Source organism: Modestobacter muralis (assembly GCF_010682105.1).
GTDB lineage: Bacteria > Actinomycetota > Actinomycetes > Mycobacteriales > Geodermatophilaceae > Modestobacter > Modestobacter muralis.
In genome coordinates this window covers 216532-238360 of sequence record NZ_JAAGWH010000049.1, presented here as the reverse complement: position 1 = coordinate 238360, position 21829 = coordinate 216532, and the positions used below count along the sequence as shown (strand labels likewise).

At 76.3% G+C, this 21829-nt stretch carries 18 protein-coding genes; 11 read left to right on the top strand and 7 right to left on the bottom strand.

Translation table 11 applies throughout. The features are described from left to right. Positions 1-13: 13 nt before the first annotated feature. Together GCU67_RS16785 and GCU67_RS16780 are read left to right on the top strand one after the other, a co-directional pair. Positions 14-871, top strand: coding sequence for a PHP domain-containing protein (locus tag GCU67_RS16785; RefSeq protein ID WP_163612376.1), 858 nt, complete (start codon positions 14-16; stop codon positions 869-871). Between the two features lie 31 nt (positions 872-902). Further along, positions 903-1769, top strand: a complete 867-nt coding sequence (locus GCU67_RS16780; protein WP_246215209.1) for a RecB family exonuclease — start codon at positions 903-905, stop codon at positions 1767-1769. A 158-nt stretch (positions 1770-1927) separates the two neighbouring features. On the opposite strand, the gene GCU67_RS16775 is transcribed toward GCU67_RS16780, so the two are convergent. After that, positions 1928-2557, bottom strand: coding sequence for a LysE/ArgO family amino acid transporter (locus tag GCU67_RS16775; protein ID WP_163612374.1), 630 nt, complete (start codon positions 2555-2557; stop codon positions 1928-1930). Between the two features lie 77 nt (positions 2558-2634). Here GCU67_RS16775 and GCU67_RS16770 point away from each other — a divergent pair, with 77 nt between their 5' ends. Further along, entirely contained in the window at positions 2635-3510 is an 876-nt protein-coding gene (locus GCU67_RS16770; RefSeq protein WP_163612373.1) for an ArgP/LysG family DNA-binding transcriptional regulator, read from the top strand. A 114-nt stretch (positions 3511-3624) separates the two neighbouring features. Here the strand turns inward: GCU67_RS16770 and GCU67_RS16765 are convergent, their stop codons facing one another. From GCU67_RS16765 to GCU67_RS16750, 4 genes are all read right to left on the bottom strand, one after another. After that, positions 3625-4497, bottom strand: coding sequence for an oxygenase MpaB family protein (locus GCU67_RS16765; protein ID WP_163612371.1), 873 nt, complete (start codon positions 4495-4497; stop codon positions 3625-3627). Next, positions 4494-5447 carry an alpha/beta fold hydrolase gene (locus GCU67_RS16760; RefSeq protein ID WP_163612369.1) on the bottom strand — a complete coding sequence of 318 codons (954 nt, stop codon included), beginning with the start codon at positions 5445-5447 and terminating at the stop codon, positions 4494-4496. The genes GCU67_RS16765 and GCU67_RS16760 overlap by 4 nt, the downstream gene beginning before the upstream one ends. Positions 5448-5519: 72 nt before the next feature. Continuing rightward, a complete protein-coding gene (locus tag GCU67_RS16755) occupies positions 5520-6665 on the bottom strand; it encodes an outer membrane protein assembly factor BamB family protein (RefSeq protein WP_163612367.1) in 1146 nt (381 codons plus the stop codon). Next, positions 6665-8227: a DEAD/DEAH box helicase gene (locus GCU67_RS16750; protein WP_338105099.1), complete on the bottom strand. Its 1563-nt coding sequence runs from the start codon at positions 8225-8227 to the stop codon at positions 6665-6667. Before GCU67_RS16750 ends, GCU67_RS16755 begins: the two co-directional genes overlap by 1 nt. 524 nt (positions 8228-8751) lie before the next feature. Here GCU67_RS16750 and GCU67_RS16745 point away from each other — a divergent pair. Continuing rightward, positions 8752-9414 carry a ferritin-like fold-containing protein gene (locus tag GCU67_RS16745; RefSeq protein WP_163612365.1) on the top strand — a complete coding sequence of 221 codons (663 nt, stop codon included), beginning with the start codon at positions 8752-8754 and terminating at the stop codon, positions 9412-9414. A gap of 120 nt (positions 9415-9534) precedes the next feature. On the opposite strand, the gene GCU67_RS16740 is transcribed toward GCU67_RS16745, so the two are convergent. Both GCU67_RS16740 and GCU67_RS16735 read right to left on the bottom strand, forming a co-directional pair. Then, positions 9535-9765 carry a DUF3107 family protein gene (locus tag GCU67_RS16740; RefSeq protein ID WP_163612363.1) on the bottom strand — a complete coding sequence of 77 codons (231 nt, stop codon included), beginning with the start codon at positions 9763-9765 and terminating at the stop codon, positions 9535-9537. A 103-nt stretch (positions 9766-9868) separates the two neighbouring features. Then, a complete protein-coding gene (locus GCU67_RS16735) occupies positions 9869-10513 on the bottom strand; it encodes a TetR/AcrR family transcriptional regulator (RefSeq protein WP_163612361.1) in 645 nt (214 codons plus the stop codon). 72 nt (positions 10514-10585) lie between these two features. On the opposite strand from GCU67_RS16735, the gene GCU67_RS16730 reads away from it, so the two are divergent. The 7 genes from GCU67_RS16730 to GCU67_RS16700 all read left to right on the top strand — a co-directional run bounded on the left by GCU67_RS16730 (position 10586) and on the right by GCU67_RS16700 (position 21804). After that, positions 10586-11632 carry an alpha/beta fold hydrolase gene (locus GCU67_RS16730; RefSeq protein WP_163612360.1) on the top strand — a complete coding sequence of 349 codons (1047 nt, stop codon included), beginning with the start codon at positions 10586-10588 and terminating at the stop codon, positions 11630-11632. A gap of 195 nt (positions 11633-11827) precedes the next feature. Beyond that, a complete protein-coding gene (locus GCU67_RS22885) occupies positions 11828-12712 on the top strand; it encodes a DUF3152 domain-containing protein (RefSeq protein ID WP_338105098.1) in 885 nt (294 codons plus the stop codon). A 157-nt stretch (positions 12713-12869) separates the two neighbouring features. Further along, positions 12870-14030 (top strand): adenylyltransferase/sulfurtransferase MoeZ, encoded by a 1161-nt coding sequence (gene moeZ / locus GCU67_RS16720; RefSeq protein WP_163612356.1) that lies wholly within the window; start codon positions 12870-12872, stop codon positions 14028-14030. 137 nt (positions 14031-14167) lie between these two features. Then, positions 14168-14755 carry a TIGR03086 family metal-binding protein gene (locus tag GCU67_RS16715; protein ID WP_163612354.1) on the top strand — a complete coding sequence of 196 codons (588 nt, stop codon included), beginning with the start codon at positions 14168-14170 and terminating at the stop codon, positions 14753-14755. A gap of 76 nt (positions 14756-14831) precedes the next feature. Further along, the gene (locus tag GCU67_RS16710; protein ID WP_163612352.1) at positions 14832-15143 is read left to right on the top strand and encodes an MGMT family protein; all 312 of its coding nucleotides are present in this window, start codon (positions 14832-14834) and stop codon (positions 15141-15143) included. Between the two features lie 35 nt (positions 15144-15178). After that, complete coding sequence (locus GCU67_RS16705; protein ID WP_163612350.1) at positions 15179-18424, top strand: UvrD-helicase domain-containing protein; 3246 nt, start codon at positions 15179-15181, stop codon at positions 18422-18424. Positions 18425-18525: 101 nt separating this feature from the next. After that, positions 18526-21804: an ATP-dependent helicase gene (locus GCU67_RS16700; protein ID WP_163612348.1), complete on the top strand. Its 3279-nt coding sequence runs from the start codon at positions 18526-18528 to the stop codon at positions 21802-21804. Positions 21805-21829: the final 25 nt, after the last annotated feature.

Genomic DNA, 21829 nt, shown 5'->3' with positions numbered 1-21829 from the left:
GCAGGCTGGAGGCGTGCGCATCGACCTGCACACCCACTCCTCGGTCTCCGACGGCACCGAGAGCCCCGCCCAGCTCGTCGCCACCGCGGCCGCTGCGGGGCTCGATGTCGTCGCCCTCACCGACCACGACACCACCGCCGGCTGGGCCGCCGCAGCCGCCGCCCGGCCGCCCGGGCTCACCGTCGTCCCGGGCATGGAGCTGTCCTGCAGCTGGTCGGCCGGCGCGGGCGCGCCGGTCTCACTGCACCTGCTCGCCTACCTCTTCGACCCCGGGCACCCGGCGTTCTCCGCCGAGCAGGCCCGGCTGCGCGCCGAGCGGCTGTCCCGCGCGGAGCTGATCGTGCGCGCGCTGGCCGCCGACGGGTACCCGGTGGTGTGGGCCGACGTGCTGGCCCGCAGCGAGGGCGGTGTGGTCGGCCGGCCGCACGTGGCCCGGGCGCTGGTGGACGCCGGCGTCGTCGCCTCGGTCGACGAGGCCTTCGCCACCCTGCTCCACCACGGCAGCCCCTACTACGCGGCCAAGGTCGACACCGACGTGCTCGAGGGCATCGCCCTGGTGCGCGCCGCCGGCGGGGTCCCGGTGTTCGCCCATGGACTGGCCACCTCCCGCGGGCGGGTCGTCGACGACGCCGCGATCGAGACGATGGCCGACGCCGGACTGCTCGGCCTCGAGGTCGACCACCCCGACCACACCCCCGACCAGCGGGCGCACCTGCGCACGCTGGCCGGCCGGCTCGGGCTGCTGTGCACCGGGTCCAGCGACTACCACGGCACCAACAAGCGGACGCCGATCGGGGCCTGCACCACCGAGCCCGACCAGTACGCCGCGCTGCTGGCCGCCGGCACCGGCACCTCCCTGCTGACCGACTGAGACCGTCGTACCCGCGGGCTACCGTGGCGAGATGGCGGGGAACGGCGGCGACGGGCAGCTCGAGATGCCGGGCATGCCCAAGCGGCTGTTCTCCTGCACGCCGAGCAAGCTCGCCACCTTCGCCGACTGCCCGCGCCGGTACCGCTTCGCCTACCTGACCCAGCCCCGCCCGCCCCGCGGCCCGGCCTGGGCGCACAACACGGTGGGGGCGGCGGTGCACGCGGCCCTGCGGTCGTGGTGGGACCTCCCGGTGGAGAAGCGCACGCCGTCCGGCGCCCGGCAGCTGCTGTACAGCGGCTGGTCGCGGGCCGGGTTCCGCGACGACGAGCAGGCGCAGACCTGGCGGGCCAGGGCGGCCGGCTGGCTGACCGACTACGTCGCCGAGCTCGACCCCACCGAGGAGCCGGCCGGCACCGAGCGCACCGTCGGGGCCACCACCGAGGCGCTGGCGCTGTCGGGCCGCGTCGACCGGATCGACCGGCGCGGCGAGGAGCTGGTGGTCGTCGACTACAAGACCGGCCGCTGGCCCAGCACCTCCGACGACGCCCGCAGCTCCCCGGCGCTCGCGCTGTACGTGCTCGGCGTCCGGCGCACGCTGCGCCGTGCCTGCCGCCGGGTCGAGCTGCACCACCTGCCCTCGGGCACGGTCGCGGCGTTCGAGCACACCGAGCGGTCGCTGGCCAACCACGTGCGCCGGGCCGAGGACATCGCGGTCGACATCACCGCCGCCACCGAGGCGCTCGAGGCCGGCGCCGACGCCGACGCCGCCTTCCCCCCGGTGCCCGGGCAGCAGTGCAGCTGGTGCGACTTCCGGTCCAGCTGCCCGACCGGCCAGGCCGCCGCGCCGGCCCGGGAGACGTGGAGCTTCCTCCCGACCGAGCCCGCCCCGACCGACTGAGCCGGTCAGGGCGCCGAGGCCGCCGGGACGTCGGTGCAGCGGGCGGTCAGCACGTCCAGCAGGTGACCGTCGGGTTCGCGGGAGCACGGCCGCTGCCGTCCGCGCGATCGGGCCGACGTCCTGCGGACGACGGCCGGGTGGGTCGGCGGCGGCGGGGGTCAGCCGCCGGTCGCGCCGCGGACGGCGAGGGACGCCGCCAGCGCCAGCATGACCACGGCGATCAGCGCGTCGAGCACCCGCCAGGCGGCCGGGCGGGCGAACACCGGCCGCAGCAGCCGGGCGCCGAACCCGAGGCCGGTGAACCACAGTGCGCTGGCCACCGCCGCGCCGCCACCGAAGGCCCACCGCCGGTCGCCGTAGGTGCTCGACAGCGAGCCGAGCAGCACCACGGTGTCCAGGTACACGTGCGGGTTGAGCCAGGTGAGCGCCAGCGCGGTGGTGACGGCGACCGTGTTCCGGGTGCGGCCGCCGGCGGCGTCGGTCAGCAGCGCGCTGGGCCGCAGTGCCCGGCGGGCGGCCATCAGCCCGTAGACCAGCAGGAACGCCGCACCGGCGAAGCAGACGACGGTCACCACGTCGGGTGCCCGGGTGACCAGGGCGCCGGCGCCGCCCACCCCGGCGGCGATCAGGACGACGTCGGACAGCAGGCAGACGGCGACCACCGCGGCGACGTGCTCCCCGCGCAGCCCCTGGCGGAGCACGAACGCGTTCTGCGCCCCGATCGCGACGATCAGCGACAGGCCCAGCCCCAGTCCGGCGGCGGCAGCGGTGAGCAGAGCAGGTGACATGCCGCTGACGGTAGGGCGACCACCACCATGACTGCCGCTGTCTCCCCTGATGTACCTGAAGCGCGTCTAATGACGCTGTGGACCTCGACCTGGCTCAGCTCCGTGCGCTCGACGCCACGGTCACCGCCGGCACGCTCGACGGGGCGGCCCGCGCGCTGCACGTCACGCCCAGCGCGATCAGCCAGCGGCTCCGGGCCCTGGAGGCCGCGACCGGCCGCGTGCTGCTGGTGCGCAGCAAGCCGGTCCAGGTGACCGAGTCCGGGCAGCCGGTGCTCCGGCTGGCCCGGCAGGTGGCGCTGCTGGCCGCCGACGCGAGCCGGGAGCTGGCGCCCGGGGACGGCGACCGCCCGGTGACCCTGCCGATCGCGCTGAACGCCGACTCGATGGCCACTTGGGTGCTGCCCGCGCTCGCCCCGCTGGCCGGCGAGATCGCCTTCGACCTGCACCTGCAGGACCAGGAGCACACCGCGGCACTGCTGCGCGAGGGTCGGGTGATGGCGGCGGTCACCGCGGCGGCCGACCCGGTGCCCGGCTGCACGGTCACCCGGCTCGGCGGCATGCGCTACCGACCGATGGCCACCCCCGAGTTCGCCCGCCGGTGGTTCCCCGACGGCGTCACGGCCCCGGCGCTGGCCCGGGCGCCGGCGGTGGTGTTCGACCGCACCGACGACCTGCAGCACGGCTACCTGCGCTCCCGCGGCGTGGACCCGGCGGTCCCGCCGCTGCACCACGTGCCGGCTTCGGTCGACTACGTCACCGCCGTCACCCTGGGTTTCGGCTGGGGGATGGTGCCGCGCCAGCAGGAGCCACCCGGCGGCCTGGCCGAGCTGGACCGGGACGGCGCCGTGGACGTCGTCCTGCACTGGCAGCAGTGGCGGCTGCGCTCGACGTCCCTGGACCGGGTCGCCGACGCCGTCCGCACCGCCGCCCGCCGCCACCTCGACCACCCCTGACGGCTTCGGCCCCCGTGCAGGAACCCGGCCTGAGTGGAAGGACCCCGTCCTCCTCACCCCTCGCAGGCTCGGGGCGAGCCTCGGGACGGGGCCGGGGGCGAGGGGGTCCTTCCCCTAGGCGACGAGCGGCTCGGCGTCCGCGACCCGCTCGCGGGCGGCCCGCACGATCGGGGACTCCCGCACCCGTGACGGGATGGCCAGGGTGGTCTGCCGGAAGGCCCGCAGGGCGGCCGTCGCCGCGGCGTCGGTCAGCCCGAAGCCGGGCAGGCCGTAGAGCCTCCGCGCCCACTGCGGCAGCGTGGCCGCACCCAGCGAGGCCAGGGTCGCCCACGCCGGGCGGGCCGGGGTGAGCAGCTGCACCCAGTTCGGCATCGGCGGCACCACGATGAAGCGCGAGGCGGTGCGGGCGGCCGGGGTGACCGCCAGCTGGGCCCGGATCCCGTCGAAGTAGGCGGCCAGGGCGGCCTCGGTGCGCGGCACGTCGGCCTCCTCGCAGCCCACCAGCACCGCGGCCACGACCTGCTCCTCGACGTAGCGGTCGGCCTCGGCGTCGGTGAGCGGCACCCCGGCCCGGCGCGCGGTGGACAGCAGTGAGTCGACCTCGCAGTTGTGCACCCACAGCAGCAGGTCGGCGTCGTCGACGTTGAAGTGCCGGCCGGTGGTCTCCTCGACCGCCGACTTGCCGCGGTGCAGCCCGCGGACCCGGCGCACCTGACGCAGCGCGTCCCGGCGGGTGCCGAAGGTCAGCGTGGCCACGTACTCGGCGGTGCGGGTCAGCCGCGCCCACGGCTCGGTCTCGAACGCGACCGAGAACTGGTGCACGCCGTCCATGGCCACCGGGTGCAGCGCCTGCAGCAGCAGGGCGCGGATGCCGCCGACGGAGAACGCGGGGTCGCTGTGGATCCGCCAGCTGATGCTGTCGGGCCCGAAGAACCCCAGCAGGTCCTCCTCGGGCGTGAAGTCCTTGATGGAGGGGGTCGGCCTCATGACTGTGCTCCCACGGTCTGCTCGTCGCGCGGTGCCGGAGCCGGCGTGCCCGTCCAGAAGGACAGCAGCACGTCGACGGTGGAGTCGGGGTTCTCGACGGCGGGGGAGTGCCGTGCCTGCGGGATCACCGCGTGCCGGGCGTCGAGCCGGACGGCCATGTCGGCCTGCGCGGCCGGCGTCCAGGCGTCGTCGGCGACGCCGTGCGCCACCAGCACCGGGACGCCGGTCGCGGCCAGCTCGGCCACCCGGTCCGGCTCGGTGACCAGCGCCTGGGACATGCCGCGCAGGCCGGCCGGGGTGCTGCGGCGCACCACGTCCAGCCGGAAGGCGGTGGTCTCGGCCGGGGTCACGGCGCGCACCGGGTCGGTGGCCCACAGCTCGCCCAGCGTGTGGGCCAGCAGGTCGGTGCCGCCGACGTCGAGCAGCGGCGCCAGGTGGGTGATGAGCTCGGTCGACGGACCGGTGATCTCGGCCGGGCCGCTGTCGAGCAGGGTCAGCGTGTCGAACAGCCCGGGCTCGGCCAGCACGGCCGCACGGGCGACGAGGCCGCCGAAGCTGTGGCCGAGCAGGTGCAGCGGGCCGCTGCCCTGGGCCCGCAGCGCCCGCCCGACGGCGACGAGGTCGGTGGCGAGGTCGTCGACGGAGTAGCGCGTCTCGTCGTCGGGGCCGGCGGACTCGTGCTGTCCGCGCTGGTCGACCGCCACCGCCCGCAGCCCGGCGTCGGCCAACGGGTCCAGCAGCGGGGCGAAGTCCTCCTTGCTGCCGGTGAACCCGGGCACCAGCAGGGCGGTCGGGCCGACGCCGCCGGTGTCCAGCGCGGCGAGCTCGCCCACCGCACCGGGGAGCGTCACCGTGGCGGCCGTGTGCCCGGTGAGCTGGCCGAGTGCGCCGGCGGCGGCGATGACCGGGTCGTCGGAGGGGGCTGGGGCTGAGCCGCCGGGGGAGACCATGCCCCGAGTGTGCCCCGCGGATCGGTCGTGCGCCGCCGACCTGGCAGGTGACCCCCTCGTGGGGGACGCACCTCAGCGGAGTGCGCGGACCTCGTCGGCCGTCGCCTGGACGACGACCGGGCCCACGAGCGCGGTGCGGCCACCGGCCGGCAGGGCCGCGACCCGGGAGCGGGCCCGCTCGCTGCCGTCGCGGGCCGAGCGCTGCACCAGCGCGCCGTCCTCGGCGACGGTGAGCGTGCTCTCGTCCGCGGAGACGGCGGGCAGCCCGAGCGCGGGCAGCTGCCAGCGGGGCTGGCCGGTGGTGCGGTCGAGGGCGTGCAGGATGCCGCGGGCCCACAGCAGGGCGACGTCACCGGTGCCGGTCTGCAGCAGCGGCTCGGTCAGGGGGTCGCCGCCGGCCGGCAGCGACAGCTGGGTCAGCGTGGTGCCGTCGGCGGGGGAGAGCACCAGCACCCGGTCCCCGAGGACGACGGTGACGAGCTGGTCGGCGCCGGCGATCCGTGCGGTGTCGGCCCCGGTGTCGACGTCGCGGGTCCAGACCACGTCCCCGCTGAAGCCGTCGAGCAGCTGCACCTGCAGGGAGCCGCCGCAGCGCTGCAGCACCGCCACCCCGACGGTGCCGACCGTGGACCCCACGACCTGGCAGTCCGCGGCCGGGTCGCGGTGCCAGCGCAGGGTGGTGCCGGTCGGGTCGAGGGTGTCCAGGCCGGTGGAGCTGCTGGCCAGCACGATCCGCCCGGTGCCGGTCAGCTCGAGCTCCGGTCCGAACGGGACGTTGCGGTACCAGTCGCGCACACCGGTGGCGGCGACCAGGCCCACTGCCTCGTCGCAGCGCCCGGTGCCGCGGAACACCGCGACCACGTTGCCGTCGACGGCGGTGGCGTCGCACAGCGTCGCGTCGGCACGGCGGTAGTGCCAGGCCTCCTGGCCGGTGGCCGGGTCGACCATGGCCAGCCCGTGCTCGTCGGTGACCAGCACCCGCCCGTCCTGCACCACCCGGTCGGCCGGCGGGGTGACCGCCGCCGACCAGGCCGTGGTCAGCTCGGCGGCCAGGTCCGACGCCGGGACGTCGGGTGCGGCGGCGGCGGTGGTGCTCGACGTCGCCGCGGCGTCCGACGTGCGCCACAGCAGCACGGCGACGGCGGCCACCACGAGGGTGACCGCCGTCCAGACCCAGATCCGCAGCGGCGGGAGACGCCGGGGCCGGGTGCCGTCCATCAGGCGGTGGGCTGCTCGCCGCCGGTGCTGCCGCCCTGGCCGCCGCGACCGCCGCGACGACGGCGCCGGGGACGGCCGGAGGCCTCACCGGTCGCGGCCTCGCCGGAAGCAGCGTGGCCGGCCATCGCCGGGGCGTCGGCACCGGACGCCGGGGCGCCGGGCTCGGCGGCCGCAGCTGCACCGGCGGCAGCGGCGCCGCTGCCCCGGGTGCGCTGGCGCGGACGGCTCTTGCGCGGGCCGGGAGCGGTCTCGTCCTCGCCGAGGGCGCCGTCCCGGCTGCCGGGACCGCTGTCGCGACCCGGGCCGGAGTGGTCACCGGAGGGGCGGCCGCCGGTCTTCTGCCGCTTGCCGGTCTCGCCGAGGTCCTCGAGGGTCTCGGCACCCAGGCCCTCGCGGGTGCGCTGGGCGCGGGGCAGCCGGCCGGTCGCCGTCGTCGGCACGTCGAGGTCGGTGTAGACCCACGGCGAGGTCGAGTAGGTCTCCGGCGGGTCGGCGAAGTCCAGCTCCAGCGCCTTGTTGATCAGCTGCCAGCGCGGGATGTCGTCCCAGTCGACGAGGGTGACGGCGACGCCGGTGCTGCCGGCCCGGCCGGTGCGGCCGATCCGGTGCACGTAGGTCTTCTCGTCCTCGGGGCACTGGTAGTTCACGACGTGGCTGACGCCGGTGACGTCGATGCCGCGGGCGGCGACGTCGGTGGCGACCAGGACGTCGACCTTGCCGGCGCGGAAGGCGCGCAGCGCCTGCTCGCGGGCGCCCTGGCCGAGGTCACCGTGCACGGCCGCGGCGGCGAAACCGCGCTCGACCAGGTCGTCGGCGACCTTCTGCGCGGTGCGCTTGGTGCGGCAGAAGACCATCACCAGGCCACGGTCGCGGGACTGCAGCACCCGGGACAGCAGCTCGGGCTTGTCCAGGTTGTGCGCCCGGTAGATGAACTGCGTGGTCTGCGGGACCGTGGAGCCCTCGTCGTTGCCGTGCGCCCGGATGTGGGTCGGCTGGGTCATGAACGACCGGGACAGGGTGACGATCGGGCCGGGCATCGTCGCGGAGAACAGCATCGTCTGCCGCTTGTCCGGGACCATCGTCAGCACGCGCTCGATGTCGGGCAGGAAGCCCAGGTCCAGCATCTCGTCGGCCTCGTCGAGGACCAGGACGCGCACCTTGCCCAGGACCAGGTCACCGCGCTGGGCGAGGTCGAGCAGCCGGCCGGGGGTGCCGACGACGATCTCGACACCGGCCTGCAGCGCGGCGATCTGCGGCTCGAAGGCGCGGCCACCGTAGATGGCCTGCACCCGGATGCCGCGCTTGGCGCCGGCGGCACCGAGGTCACGGGAGACCTGCACGCACAGCTCGCGGGTCGGGACGACGACCAGCGCCTGGGGGACGCCGTCGCCACCCTCGGCCGGGGGCACGACGCGCTGCAGCATGGGGATGCCGAAGCCCAGGGTCTTGCCGGTGCCGGTGCGGGCCTGGCCGATGAGGTCGTTGCCGGCCAGCGCCAGCGGGAGGGTGAGCTCCTGGATGGCGAAGGTGCGGGTGATCCCGACCTCGGCCAGCGCGGCCACGATGTCGGGGTGGACGTCGAAGTCGCTGAACAGCGGGCTGTCGGGGGCGACGGGCGCGCCGCCGAGCTCGCCGACCTGCTGCTCGAGCTCCTCGGGGGCCGGCGCGCCGGTCTCGGCGTGCTCCAGCTCGGGGGCCGGCAGCTCGGTGGCGGAGGTGGTCTCGGGGGAGTTCTCGGTGGAGGTCAGTGGTCTCGCCTCGGTCTGGTGGGGGACCAGGAGCGCTCGGCGGTGCCTGGGAGCAGGCGTTGCCCGGCGGCGCTCGCCGGTCCCGGGGTCGGTTCCGGGATGTTCGGTCCAAGCGCCGACGCGGCCAGCAGACCGGGCGTCAGGTGCGGACTGCCCGGGAGACGGCCCTCGACGGGCCGGTCTCGAGGTGAGATCCAGCGGTCATCAGCGCACAGGGGGTTGCACGTGCGGGTGCAGGCCGGGGCCTGCGGGTCCATCGTAGCCTGGAGTCGCTGCTGACCTCCGGGAACGCGGTGCCGACGGCCGGGCGGGACCCGGCGCACGACGAGGGGGAGCGCATGGCCGATGTCGAGGTGCACCCCGGACAGCGGGCCGTCGTGGAGCTGCTGGGCGTGCTCGCCTACGCCGAACTGACCGCCTTCGACCGGCTCGCCGAGGACGCCCGGCTGGCCCCGACCCTCGACGGGCGGGCGGCGCTGGCCCGGATGGCCGCCGCCGAGATCGCCCACCACGAACGGCTGACGGCGCGGCTGCACGAGCTGGGCGTGGACGTCGTCGCGGCGATGACCCCGTTCGTGGCCGCGCTCGACGCCTTCCACGACGGCACCCGCGCCAGCACCTGGCTGGAGGGGCTGGTCAAGGCCTACGTCGGCGACGGCCTGGCCACCGACTTCTACCGCGAGGTCGCGGTCTTCCTCCCCGCACCGGACCGGGCGCTGGTCGAGGAGGTGCTCGCCGACAGCGGCCACGCCGACTTCGCCCTCCGGGAGGTGCGGGCCGCGATCGCCGCCGACCCGGCCGTGACCGGGCGGCTGGCGCTGTGGGCCCGCCGGCTCGTGGGGGAGGCGCTCACCCAGTCCCAGGCGGTGATGGCCGAGCACGACGACCTCGCCGACCTGATCATCTCCGGCACCGGCGACCTCACCGGGGTGGGCGCGCTGCTCCAGCGGATCACCCGGGCGCACATGGTGCGGATGGACGCCCTCGGCCTCCCGTCCTGAGCGGGAACGCAGCACGGGGCGTCACCTGGTCGGTGACGCCCCGTGCTGCGTGTGCGTGAGGCCTCGGTGCAGGGGCCCGCGGTGCGCGGAGCGCGCCGTGGGGGGCACCGAGGTCCTTCATCAGCCGGCGATGAAGCCCACCCGGCGCGAGTCGGCCTCGGCGATCTCCACGTAGGCGATCCGGTCGGTCGGGACGACGACCCGACGGCCGCGCTCGTCGACCAGCGTGAGCAGGCCGTCCTTCGAGCCGGTCATGGCCGCGGACACCTCGGCCGCGATCTCGTCCGGCGTCTTGGGGCTGTCGATCACCAGCTCGCGCGGGGAGTGTTGGACACCGATCTTCACTTCCACTGCTGGATGCCTCCTCAGGTCGGACTGCTGGTTCCCCACGCTAGTCCAGGCCGGTGCGGGCAGCCGGTCGGAGCGGGTGCGCCGACAGCGAACGCGGATCCGCTCAGTCGGCGTCGTCGCGGCGCGGGAAGCCGGAGATGCCACGCCAGGCCAGTGCCGACATCAGCGACACCGCCTCGTCCCGGGAGACGGTGCCCTTGCCGGCCAGCCACCAGCGGGCGCTCGTCTCGGCCAGACCGGTCAGCCCCGCCGACAGCAGCAGCGCCCGCTCCCGGTCGGTGCCGGTGTCCTCGGCGATGACCTCCGCGATCGCCTCGATGCAGGCGCGGGACCCGCGGTCGGCGATCCGGCGGACCTCGGCGTCGTTGCGCAGGTCGGACTCGAAGACCAGCCGGAACGCCTCGCCGTCGGCGTCGATGAAGTCGAAGTAGGCGCCCACCGCGGCGTCGACCCGGGCCCGGTTGTCCTCGGTCGCGGCCATCGCCTGGCGCACCCGCTCGGTGAGCTCGTCGACCTGCTGCTCCAGCAGCGCCAGGTAGAGCTCCCGCTTGCCGGGGAAGTGCTGGTAGAGCACCGGCTTGCTGACCCCGGCCCGGTCGGCGATGTCGTCCATCGCCGCGGCGTGGAAGCCCTGGGCGACGAAGACGTCCTGCGCCGCACGCAGCAGCTGCAGGCGCCGGGCGTCCCGCGGGAGGCGGGCGGTGCGGCGCGGAGCCGGCGGTGCGGGCACGTCTCGGCTGGGCTGCATGGCGAGCGAGATGCTACCGGCGGGCCCTCGGTCTCGGGCCGCGCAGCGGTGAGGTGTTCTACCGTCGGCGGCGTGACCGACGCCCGGCTGTCCGACGTCCCGCTGCACCGGCCCGGCGGCCACCTCCCGCCCTGGCCCGGCGCGATGGTGCCGGTCACCGACGGCGAGGTCTTCGTCCGGCACACGCCCTGGCGCGGCCCGGTCCCGGCCGAGGGCGCCCCGGACGACGGCCCGCCGGCCGACGCCCCACGGGAACGGGCGCTGTACGTGCACGGCCTGGGCGGCGCCGCCACCAACTGGACCGACTTCGCCGGCCTGCTCGCCGTCCGCTTCGACGGCTGGGCCCTGGACCTGCCCGGCTTCGGCCAGTCCGCGCCACCGCGCCGCTACTCGGTCCAGGGGCACGTGCAGGCCGTCGTCGACGTCCTCGAGTGGATCGTCGCCCGCCCCGGACCCGGCCAGGGGGAGCCGGTGCACCTGGCGGGCAACTCCCTCGGTGGGCTGGTGACCGTGCTCGTGGCCGCACGCCGCCCCGACCTCGTCGCCACCCTCACCCTCATCTCCGCGGCGATGCCGGTCTACCGGGTGCCGGCCGCGCTGGACCGGGCGGTCGCGCTGGTCCTGCTGCCCGGCGTCCCGGCGCTGGCCTCGCGCCGGCTGGCCACGATCAGCCCCGAGCAGCGCGTGCGGGGGCTGCTGCAGACGTGCTTCGGCGACCCGACCCGGGTGCCGCCCGAGCGGGTCGCCGAGGCGGTCGAGGAGGCCCGACGCCGGGACGCGCAGCCCTGGTCGGGGCAGGCGCTGACCCGCAGCCTGCGTGGGCTGATGACCTCCTACCTGCGGGTCGGCCGGGCCAACGCCTGGCGGACGGCACGCTCGGTCCAGGCGCCCACCCTGGTCGTCTGGGGCGACCGGGACCGGCTGGTCGACCCCCGGCTCGCCCCGCGGCTGGCCGCCGTCGTACCCGACTCGCGGTTGCAGGTGCAGGCCGGCGTCGGGCACCTGGCGATGCTGGAGGCCCCCGAGCCGACCGCCCGGGCGGTCCTGGCCCTGGCCGAGGACGTCGCCGCACGGCGGGCACCGGACCACGCCGTCCGGTCGGTCGCCGGGCAGGCCTGAGCGCAGGGCACGTCCTCCCGCAGGTCTGCCGCGGGGCGGGTGACCCGTGAGAGCCTTGCGGTCGTGACCAGCTCCGGGCCGCGCGCCGACCGGGGAGCCGGCCAGCGTCCCGGCCCCGGCCCACGTCCGGCCGACGGTGCGGGCCGGCAGCCCTGGACCCCGTCGCCGGGGGACCGCCGTTGGGACGACCCGGTCGTGCGCGGGCCGCTCGTCGCCCGCCGCGACCCCGTCCGCCCGGCGCCCGCCCCGGTGCGCCGCGGGCCGGCTGGCCCCGCCGGGAGCCGGCTGCGCCGGTTCGTCCGCCGCCACGGCTGGCGCGCCTACGCCCTTCCGTTCCTGGTCGTGGCCACGGTGATCGCCCTGGTCGACGTGGTCGGCACCCGCGGTGGGGACCCGGGCGCCGCGGCACCGGCGGCCGCCCCCACGGCCGCCGCCTCGCCGTCGGCCGGGCCCGGGACCAGCGCCGAGGCCCCGGTGCCCGACGCGGAGGGGGAGGGGTCGCCGTCCGCGCTGCCGCCGCCGGCGCCGGCCGGCTACGTCGAGCAGGGCGCCGGCACCGTGAGCGTCGTCGACGGCAGCTCCGCCGTCCTCGGCACCGGCCCGCTGGAGCGCTTCGTCGTGGAGGTCGAGGACGGCATCGGCGTCGACGGCGCGGAGTTCGCCGAGGCGGTCACCGCCACGCTGGGCGACGGCCGGTCGTGGGGCGCGGGTGGGCGGCTGTCCGTGCAGCGGGTCGGTGCGGCCGAGGCGGCGTCCGGCGACTACGACTTCCGGGTCAGCCTGGTCAGCCCCGGCAGCATGGAGGTCTACTGCCCGGGCGTGGGCACCGGCGGCTACACGTCCTGCCGGTACGGCGAGCGGGCCGTCATCAACCTGGCCCGGTGGGAGACCGCCGTCCCCGACTACGACGGCGACATCGCCACCTACCGGCAGTACGTGGTCAACCACGAGGTCGGGCACGCGCTGGGCAACGACCACGAGCAGTGCCCGGGTCCCGGCCAGCTCGCCCCGGTGATGCAGCAGCAGACCCTGGGGCTGCAGGGGTGCGCGAAGAACGCCTGGCCGTACCCGCAGGGCTGACCGCGCACCGGGGGCAGGTCGAGGACGTCGGTGCGGCGATCGCCGCTGACCGTCGACGCCGGGGAATCACGGCGACGTGTCACGCTGTTGCGCAGTCCAGGACCCCGGCCTCTGGAGCCGGTCAGCCCTGTCACCGCAGCAGTGTGAGGAGCGCCCCGTGCAGTTGCCACCCCTGGTGGAGCCCGCCGCGGACCTGTCGATCGACGAGGTCCGCCGCTACAGCCGCCACCTGATCATCCCCGACGTCGGGATGGACGGGCAGAAGCGCCTGAAGAACGCGAAGGTGCTCGCCGTCGGCGCCGGCGGACTCGGTTCGCCCGTGCTCATGTACCTGGCCGCGGCCGGTGTGGGCACCCTGGGCATCGTCGAGTTCGACACCGTCGACGAGTCCAACCTGCAGCGCCAGATCATCCACGGCCAGTCCGACGTGGGCCGGTCGAAGGCCGAGAGCGCGCGGGACTCGATCAAGGAGATCAACCCCAACGTCGACGTCCGGCTGCACGAGACCCGGCTCGACAGCGAGAACGTGCTCGACATCTTCCGCGAGTACGACCTGATCGTCGACGGCACCGACAACTTCGCCACCCGCTACCTGGTCAACGACGCCGCCGTGCTGCTGAACAAGCCGTACGTGTGGGGCTCGATCTACCGGTTCGACGGCCAGGTGTCGGTCTTCTGGAACGAGCACGGGCCGAACTACCGCGACCTCTACCCGGTCCCGCCGCCGCCCGGCATGGTCCCCTCCTGCGCCGAGGGCGGTGTCCTGGGCGTGCTGTGCGCGACCGTCGGCGCGATCCAGGCCACCGAGGCGGTCAAGCTCATCACCGGCATCGGCGAGACGCTGCTCGGCCGGCTGATGGTCTACGACGCCCTCGAGATGACGTTCCGCGAGATCAAGGTGCGCCGCGACCCCGAGGGTGAGCCGATCACCGGCTTGATCGACTACGACGCGTTCTGCGGTGTCGTGTCCGAGGAGGCCCAGCTCGCCGCCGCCGGCTCGACGATCACCGTCGACGAGCTCAAGGACATGATGGACGCCGGCAAGGACTTCGAGCTGATCGACGTCCGGGAGCCCAACGAGTTCGAGATCGTCTCCATCCCGGGTGCACGGCTGATCCCCAAGGACGAGATCCTCTCCGGGCGGGCACTGTCCCAGCTGCCCAACGACCGACCGATCGTGCTGCACTGCAAGACGGGTGTGCGCTCGGCCGAGGCGCTGGCCGCGGTCAAGGCCGCCGGCTTCAAGGACGCCGTGCACGTCCAGGGCGGCGTCACCGCGTGGGCCACGCGCATCGACAAGGCACTGCCCACCTATTGACCGATCGGCCCCGTCCCAGGGCCCCGCGGCGCGCGCAGCGTGTCGTGGGGTGGGACGGGGTCCTTCGTCCCGTGACGGGTCGGTGACGAGGGCCCCACTCCAGCCGGAGTGGGGCCCTCGTGCGGTCTACTGGGCGCATGCCCGAGCTCTCCCGGACCGACCTGTTGATGCACTACCAGCGGGCGCAGGCGCAGTTCACCGACCGGGTGGACGCCGTCGAGGCGGCCGAGTGGGACGCCCTGGCGCTGCCCGAGTGGAGCGTCGCCGACCTGGTCGCGCACCTGACCAGCGAACAGCTGTGGGTCCCGCCGCTGCTGGCCGGTGAGCCGCTGGAGGACGCCGCCGCGCGGATCCCCACCGACACCGAGCAGCTGCTGGCCGGCGACCCGCTGGGCTCCTGGGAGGCCGCCGCCGACGCCGCGCTCACCGCCTGGGCCGCCGACGGGGCCCTCGACCGCACGGTGCACCTGTACTCCGGGCCGGCCGCCGCCGCGCACTACCTGGCGGAGATGACCGCCGACCTCACCGTGCACGCCTGGGACCTCGCGCACGCGATGGGCCGGGACACCCAGCTCGACCCGGAGCTGGTGGCCGCTGCCTTCCGGTACGCCGAGCGTCACCTCGGCGACGACGGCGTCCCCGGCATCTTCGAGCCCCCGGTCGACGTCCCGCCCGGTGCGGACCTGCAGACCCGCCTGCTCGCCCGCTTCGGCCGCCGCGCATGACGACGGACCCCACTGCCCCCCGGGCCTCGCCCCCTCGGCTCGGGACCCTGCAGTGGGGCCGCCGGGCCGCTCGGCCGTGACCGTGCCGTCGGCGGGCGGGCACGGTCCGGCGGACGTCGACGAGGCCGTCTACGACGTGGTCGAGGCGATCCCGCCGGGCCGGGTGAGCACCTACGGCGCGATCGGCCGGCTGGTCGGGGTGGGGCCGCGCCGGGTCGCCCGCGCGCTGTCCGGGGGTGGCGCTGCCGTGCCGTGGCACCGCGTGGTGCGGGCCGACGGGACGGCGGCCGAGCCGGTGCGTGTGCGGCAGTTGGAGCTGCTGGCCGGGGAAGGCGTGCCGCTGCGGGGACAGCGGGTCGACCTGGCCGCGGTCGGCTGGCCCGACTGAGCGGAACTGTCGGACCCGCGTGGTCTCATCGACCCGTGCGTGGGGGAGCAGGGACGGCGGAGCAGGCGCCGGTCTACCGGTTGGTGCAGCCGGAGGTCGCGCCGGTCGTGCGGCCGCGGCTCGACCCGACCCAGCAGGCCGTCGTCGACCACCACGGCGGGCCGCTGCTGGTCCTCGCCGGGCCCGGCACCGGCAAGACCACGACGATCGTCGAGGCGGTCGCCGCGCGGATCGATGCCGGCATCGACCCCGAGCGGCTGCTGGTGCTCACCTTCAGCCGCAAGGCAGCCGCCGAGCTGCGCACCCGGATCACCGCACGGGTCGGCCGCACCATCCGGGAGCCGGTCGCCCGCACCTTCCACTCCTACGCCTTCGGCGTGCTCCGCCGGGCGGCCGTGCTGCGCGGTGAGCCCGCGCCCCGGCTGCTGACCTCGGCCGAGCAGGACGCCGTCGTGGCCGACCTGCTCCGCGGGGACGTCGACCAGGAGGGCGTGGTCCGCTGGCCGGCGGAGCTGACCGAGGCGCTGGCGATGCCCGGGTTCCGCGAGGAGCTGCGCGACCTGCTGCTGCGCGCCACCGAGCGGGGCATCGACAGCGACCGCCTCGCCGCGTGGGGCCGCGAGCGCGGGCTGCCGCACTGGGAGGCCGCCGCGGCCTTCCTGCGCCAGTACCAGGACGTCTCCTACTTCACCACGATCGCCCGCGGCGGGGCCTCCGGCTACGACCCGGCCGAGCTGGTGCGCACCGCGATCGACGAGCTGCGCGAGGACCCGGAGCTGCTGCGCGTGGAGCGGGAGCGGGCGAGCTGGCTGTTCGTCGACGAGTACCAGGACACCGACCCGGCCCAGGTCGAGCTGGTCGAGCTGCTGGCCGGCGGGGGCGGCGACCTGGTCGTCGTCGGCGACCCCGACCAGGCGATCTACGCCTTCCGCGGCGCCGAGCCCCGCGGGATCATCGACTTCCCCACCCGCTTCCGGCACCGCGACGGCCGCCCGGCCCGCCGGCTGTCCCTCGGGGTCTGCCGCCGCTCGGGGCCCGAGCTGCTGGCGGTCAGCCGCCGGGTCGCCGAGGGGCTGCCCGGCCCGTGGGAGCACCGCCGGCTCGAGGCAGGCGCGGGCACCGACGCCGGCTCGGCCGAGGTGCACGTCTTCGACTCCCCGTCGATGGAGGCCGCCTTCATCGCCGACACGATGCGTCGCGCCCACCTGCTCGACGGGGTCCCCTGGTCGGAGATGGCGGTGGTGGTGCGGTCGGCCTCGGCGAGCCTGGCCCCGGTCCGCCGGGCGCTGACCCAGGCCGGGGTGCCGGTCGCGGTCTCCGCCGACGACGTCGCCCTGGCCGGGCAGCCCGCCGTCCAGCCGCTGCTGGCCGCGCTGTCGGCCCTGCTGCCGCGCGCCGGCGTCCCGGCCCCGGACGAGGACGGCGGGTTCGCCGCCGACCACCCGGCCGAGGCCGGGCTGGACGAGGCCGGCGCGGAGGCGCTGCTGGCCTCCCCGCTGGGCGGGGCCACCGTGCTGGACCTGCGGCGGCTGCGCCGGGCCGTGCGGCGGGCGATGGCGGTGCGCGGTGAGGACTCCGCGCTCCGCGGCGCCCCGCTGGCCGCGGTGCTCGACGACGCGACGCTGCTCGACGCGCTGCCCGAGCACCTGGCCCGCGCGGCGCTGCGGGTGGCCCGGGTGCTCACCGCGGGCCGGCTGTCGCTGCTGGCCGACGGCAGCGCCGAGGACGTGCTCTGGGCGATGTGGCAGGCCAGCGGACTGGCCAACCGCTGGGCGCGGGCCAGCGCGGCCGGCGGGCCCACCGGTGCCGTCGCCGACCGCGACCTCGACGCCGTCGTCTCGCTGTTCGACGCCGCGGCCGGGTTCGTCGACCGGCTGCCGCACGCCACGGTGGCCGCCTTCGTCGAGCACCTGTCGGCCCAGGAGCTGCCCGGTGACAGCGGTGCGGCGCGCGGCCAGGGCGAGCAGACCGTCCGGCTGCTGACCGCGCACGCGGCCAAGGGCCTGGAGTGGGACCTCGTCTGCGTTGCCGGGGTGCAGGAGGGCGTCTGGCCCGACCTGCGCAGCCGGGCCAGCCTGCTGGGCGCCGAGGACCTGGTCGACGCGGCGAACGGCACCGACCCGGCCACCCTCGACCACCGCACCCTGGCGCTGGCGGAGGAGCGGCGGCTGTTCTACGTCGCCTGCACCCGCGCCCGACGTCGGATGCTGGTCACCGCCGTCGACGGCTCGCTGGAGGGCGGCGACGCGGGCGCGACCGCCTCCCGGTTCCTCGACCTCATCGCCCAGCCCCCGGCCGACGCCGACGGCATCCGGCCGCACACCCCGCTGCCCCGGCAGCTGACCCTGTCCGCGCTGGTGGCCGAGCTGCGCCGCCACCTCACCGACCCGCACACCGACCCGGCCCGCCGCTCGAGCGCGGCTGCGGTGCTGCGCCGGCTGGGCGAGGAGCGGGTGCCCGGTGCCTCCCCGTCGAGCTGGTGGGGTCTGGCGCCGCTGTCCGACGACGCGCCGCTGGTCGACCCGGCCGAGGTCGTGCCGGTGCGCCCGTCGGCGATCGACACGTTCCAGCGCTGCCCGCTGCGGTGGGTGCTCGGCGCGGTCGGCGCGGAGGCCGCCCCCGAGGCCACCCGCACCGTCGGGTCGGCGGTGCACGACGTGGCCCAGCAGGTCGCCGAGGGCCTGCCGCCCGCCGACGCCCCCGCCGTCCTCGACGCAGAGCTCGACGGGCTCGACCTGGGGCCGGGCTGGTTCGACCAGCGTCAGCGCGAGCGGGCCCAGGAGATGCTCACGAAGTTCCTGGCCTGGCACGCCCGGGGCGACCGCGAGCTGGTCGCCGCCGAGGAGGACTTCGACGTCACCGTCGGCCGCACCCGGCTGCGCGGCCAGGTCGACCGGCTGGAGCGCGACGGCAACGGACGGCTGGTGGTGGTCGACCTCAAGACCGGCAAGACCGCGCCGCGGGACGTCGAGGAGCACGGACAGCTGGCCGCCTACCAGGTCGCCGTCGCCGAGGGCGCGTTCGCCGGCCACGGCCGCACCACCGGTGGCGCGGCGCTGCTGCAGGTCGGCGGCTCGCAGAAGGCGGCCAAGGAGCACGTGCAGGCGCCACTGCCCGCCGACGTCGACGCCCGGGAGACCTGGGCCGGCGAGCTCATCGCCACCGTGGGCGAGGGGATGGGCGGCGCGGAGTTCGCCGCCCGCACCGACACCGACTGCGAGCGCTGCTCCTTCCGCCGCAGCTGCCCGATGCAGGAGTCCGGCCGGCAGGTGACCAGGTGAGTCTCGGCGACGAGGGCCTCTTTCCGACTCCTCGGCCTCGTCCCGGGTTCCCTCGCGAGCTCGCGAGCGGAGGGCAGGACGAGGTCCTCCTGCTGCCGGGGATGCAGCCGGTCGCGGTGCCCCAGGCGCAGCGGCTGCTCAGCCCGGCCGAGGTCGCCCACCGCTGCGGCGTGGGCCACGAGCCGTCCCCGGAGCAGGCCGGTGTCGTGGCGGCCCCGGTCGACCGCCCGCTGGTGGTCGTCGCCGGTGCGGGCTCGGGCAAGACCGAGACGATGGCCGCCCGGGTCGCCTGGCTGGTGGCCAACCAGCTGGTCGCCCCGGAGGCGGTGCTGGGTCTGACCTTCACCCGCAAGGCCGCCAGCGAGCTCAATGCCCGGGTGCGCACGCGGCTGGCCGCGCTCGCCGAGCACCCCGACACGGACCCGGCCCTGGCCGAGCGGCTGGCCGTCGCCGCCCCCACGGTGGCGACCTACCACGGCTACGCGGCGTCCATCGTGGCCGAGCACGGGCTGCGGATCGGCGTGGAGCCCGGCTCCGGCGTGCTCGGCCCGGCCATGTGCTGGGGCCAGGCCGCCACCGCGGTCGCGAGCCACACCGGCGACATGAGCGACGTCGCCCTCGGCCTGGTCACCACCACCGAGGACGTGCTGCAGCTGGCCGCCGAGCTGGGGGAGCACGACATCACGCCGGCGGCGCTGCGGGAGTGGACCGCGCGGTTCGAGTCGCAGCTGCGCGGCTACCCCGATGCCGGGCGCAAGAAGGGCCCGTACGCCGACGTGCTCAAGATGGTCGTGCGCCAGCGGGCCCGGGTCGCGCTGCTGCCGATGGTCGAGGCGTTCGCCGCCCGCAAGCGCGCCGCCGGGGCCATCGACTACGCCGACCAGGTCTCGCTGGCCGCCCGGGTCGCGGTCACCTCCGCCGAGGTCGGCCGGCGCGAGCGGGCCCGGTGGCGGGTCGTGCTGCTCGACGAGTACCAGGACACCAGCGTCGGGCAGCTGCGCATGCTCGAGGCGCTGTTCGGCGGCCCGGGTGGGCACCCGGTGCTGGCGGTCGGCGACCCGCGACAGTCGATCTACGGCTGGCGCGGCGCCTCGGCGGGCACCATCGAGCGGTTCGACCGCACCTTCCCCGGCACGCCCGAGCGCCCGGCCGAGCGGCTGACGCTGTCCACCAGCTGGCGCAACGACCGGGCCGTGCTGACCATGGCCAACGCCGTCGCCGGGATGCTGCCCGCGCCGGTCGTGCCGCTGCCGGACCTGCAGGCCGCGCCGGTCGCCGGCCCCGGCTCGGTGCACATCGGGCTCCACGACACGGTGGCCGAGGAGACCCAGGCGCTGGCCGACCGGTTCGAGCAGGCCTGGAAGGGCACCGGCGAGGCGGCTGCGCGGCCGACGATGGCCGTCCTGGTGCGCCGCCGGGCCCAGCTGCCGGGGATCGCCGCCGCGCTGCGCGAGCGCGGCCTGCCGGTCGAGGTCGTCGGCCTGGGTGGGCTGCTCGACGTCCCCGAGGTCTCCGACGTCGTCGCCACGCTGCGGGTGCTGGTCGACCCCAGCGCCGGCGACGCGCTCGGCCGGTTGCTCACCGGCGCCCGCTGGCGGATCGGTCCGCGCGACCTCGCCGCCCTCGAGGCACGGTCCCGGGCCCTGGTCCGCGAGCGCTCGACGTCGCCCGAGCCCGTGGAGGACGCCACCCCGCCCGAGCCCGGCGCGCCGGCGGCGCCCACCCCGCCGCGCGAGCGCGGCAGCATCATCGAGGCCCTCGACGACCTGGGCCGGGCCGAGGCCTACTCCACCGAGGGGCACCGGCGGCTGCGCCGGCTGGCCAACGAGCTCACCGCACTGCGCTCCCGGCTGGGGGAGTCGCTGCCCGACCTGGTCGACGAGGTGGTGCGCAGCCTGGGCTTGGAGACCGAGCTGGCCAGCCACCCCGACGTCACCCCCGGCGGGGCGCGCACCCACCTGGACGCCCTGCACGAGGTCGCCGCCGAGTTCAGCGAGCTGGCCGAGCTGCCCTCGCTGCCGGCGTTCCTGGGCTACCTCGCCGACGCCGAGGTCCGGGAGCGCGGCCTGGAGCCCGGCGAGGTCGCGGTCAACCCGGAGGCGGTCCAGCTGCTCACCGGGCACTCGGCCAAGGGCCTGGAGTGGGACGTCGTCGCGGTGCCCGGCATGACCGTCGGGCAGTTCCCGGCCAAGGGCGACGCGTCGGACTCCTGGATCCGCGACCCCGGCGCCGTCCCGGTCGACCTGCGCGCCACCGACCGCGCCGAGCTGCCGCAGCTGCGGCTGCCAGTGCCCGGGTCCGGTGACCAGGCCGCGGTCCGTGACGCGCTGGAGGAGTACGTCGAGGAGTGGAAGGACTTCGGCCTGGCCGAGGAGATCCGGCTCGGCTACGTCGCGGTGACCCGCGCCAAGCACCTGCTGCTGTGCTCGGGGAGCTGGTGGCGGGACGGGAAGACCGCGTGCGGCCCGTCGGCGCTGCTGCTCGCGCTCAAGGACGCCTGCGACGACGGCGCCGGGGTGGTCGACGCCTGGGCACCCCCGCCCGAGGACGACGCCGAGAACCCGGCACTGGCCGAGTGGCCGGTCGGCGTCTGGCCGGTCGACCCGCTGTCCTCGGGACGCCGCCGTGCGCTCACCGCCGCCGCCGAGCTGGTCGCCGTCACCGAGCCGCACCCGCTCACCGCCGACGCCCTGGGCGCCACCGACGACCCGCTGGTCGCCGACTGGATCCGGGACGCCGACCTGCTGCTGCGGGAGCGCGCCGAGCACAGCCGCGGCACCGTCGACGTGCCGCTGCCGTCGCACCTGTCGGTGTCCGCGCTGGTCGCGCTGCGCCGGGATCCGGCCGAGCTGGCCCGCCGGCTGCGCCGCCCGATGCCCGCGGCGCCCGCCCCCCTCGCCCGGCGCGGCACGGCGTTCCACGCCTGGCTGGAGGAGCGCTTCGGCGTCTCCCGGCTCATCGACCTCGACGAGCTGCCCGGCAGCGGCGACGCCGCCGCGGCACCGGACGCGGCGCTGACCGCACTGCAGCAGGCGTTCCTGGCCAGCGAGTGGGCCGACCGGCAGCCGGTGGACGTCGAGGCCCCGTTCGAGACGCCGCTGGGGCCGCTGACCCTGCGCGGCCGGATCGACGCGGTGTACGCCACACCCGACGGCGGCTTCGAGGTCATCGACTGGAAGACCGGCCCGGTGCCCGGCGCCGCCGAGCTCGCCGCCGCCGGGGTGCAGCTGGCCGCCTACCGGCTGGGCTGGTCGCGGCTCACCGGGGTGCCGGTCGAGCGGGTCAGCGCCGGCTTCCACCACGTGGCCGCCAACCGCACGCTGCGCCCCGTCGACCTCCTCGACGAGGCCGGCATCCTCGCCCTGGTCACCGGCGCATGAGGCCGGTGCGCGACATCTGCGCCCT

Coding starts and splice junctions, on each gene's coding strand:
- GCU67_RS16780 (WP_246215209.1), top strand. CDS start 903: ATGGCGGGGAACGGCGGCGACGGGCAGCTCGAGATGCCGGGCATGCCC.
- GCU67_RS16700 (WP_163612348.1), top strand. CDS start 18,526: ATGCAGCCGGTCGCGGTGCCCCAGGCGCAGCGGCTGCTCAGCCCGGCC.
- GCU67_RS16735 (WP_163612361.1), bottom strand. CDS start 10,513: ATGCAGCCCAGCCGAGACGTGCCCGCACCGCCGGCTCCGCGCCGCACC.
- GCU67_RS16775 (WP_163612374.1), bottom strand. CDS start 2,557: ATGTCACCTGCTCTGCTCACCGCTGCCGCCGCCGGACTGGGGCTGGGC.
- GCU67_RS16745 (WP_163612365.1), top strand. CDS start 8,752: ATGGCCGATGTCGAGGTGCACCCCGGACAGCGGGCCGTCGTGGAGCTG.
- GCU67_RS16765 (WP_163612371.1), bottom strand. CDS start 4,497: ATGAGGCCGACCCCCTCCATCAAGGACTTCACGCCCGAGGAGGACCTG.
- GCU67_RS16755 (WP_163612367.1), bottom strand. CDS start 6,665: ATGGACGGCACCCGGCCCCGGCGTCTCCCGCCGCTGCGGATCTGGGTC.
- GCU67_RS16715 (WP_163612354.1), top strand. CDS start 14,168: ATGCCCGAGCTCTCCCGGACCGACCTGTTGATGCACTACCAGCGGGCG.
- GCU67_RS16760 (WP_163612369.1), bottom strand. CDS start 5,447: ATGGTCTCCCCCGGCGGCTCAGCCCCAGCCCCCTCCGACGACCCGGTC.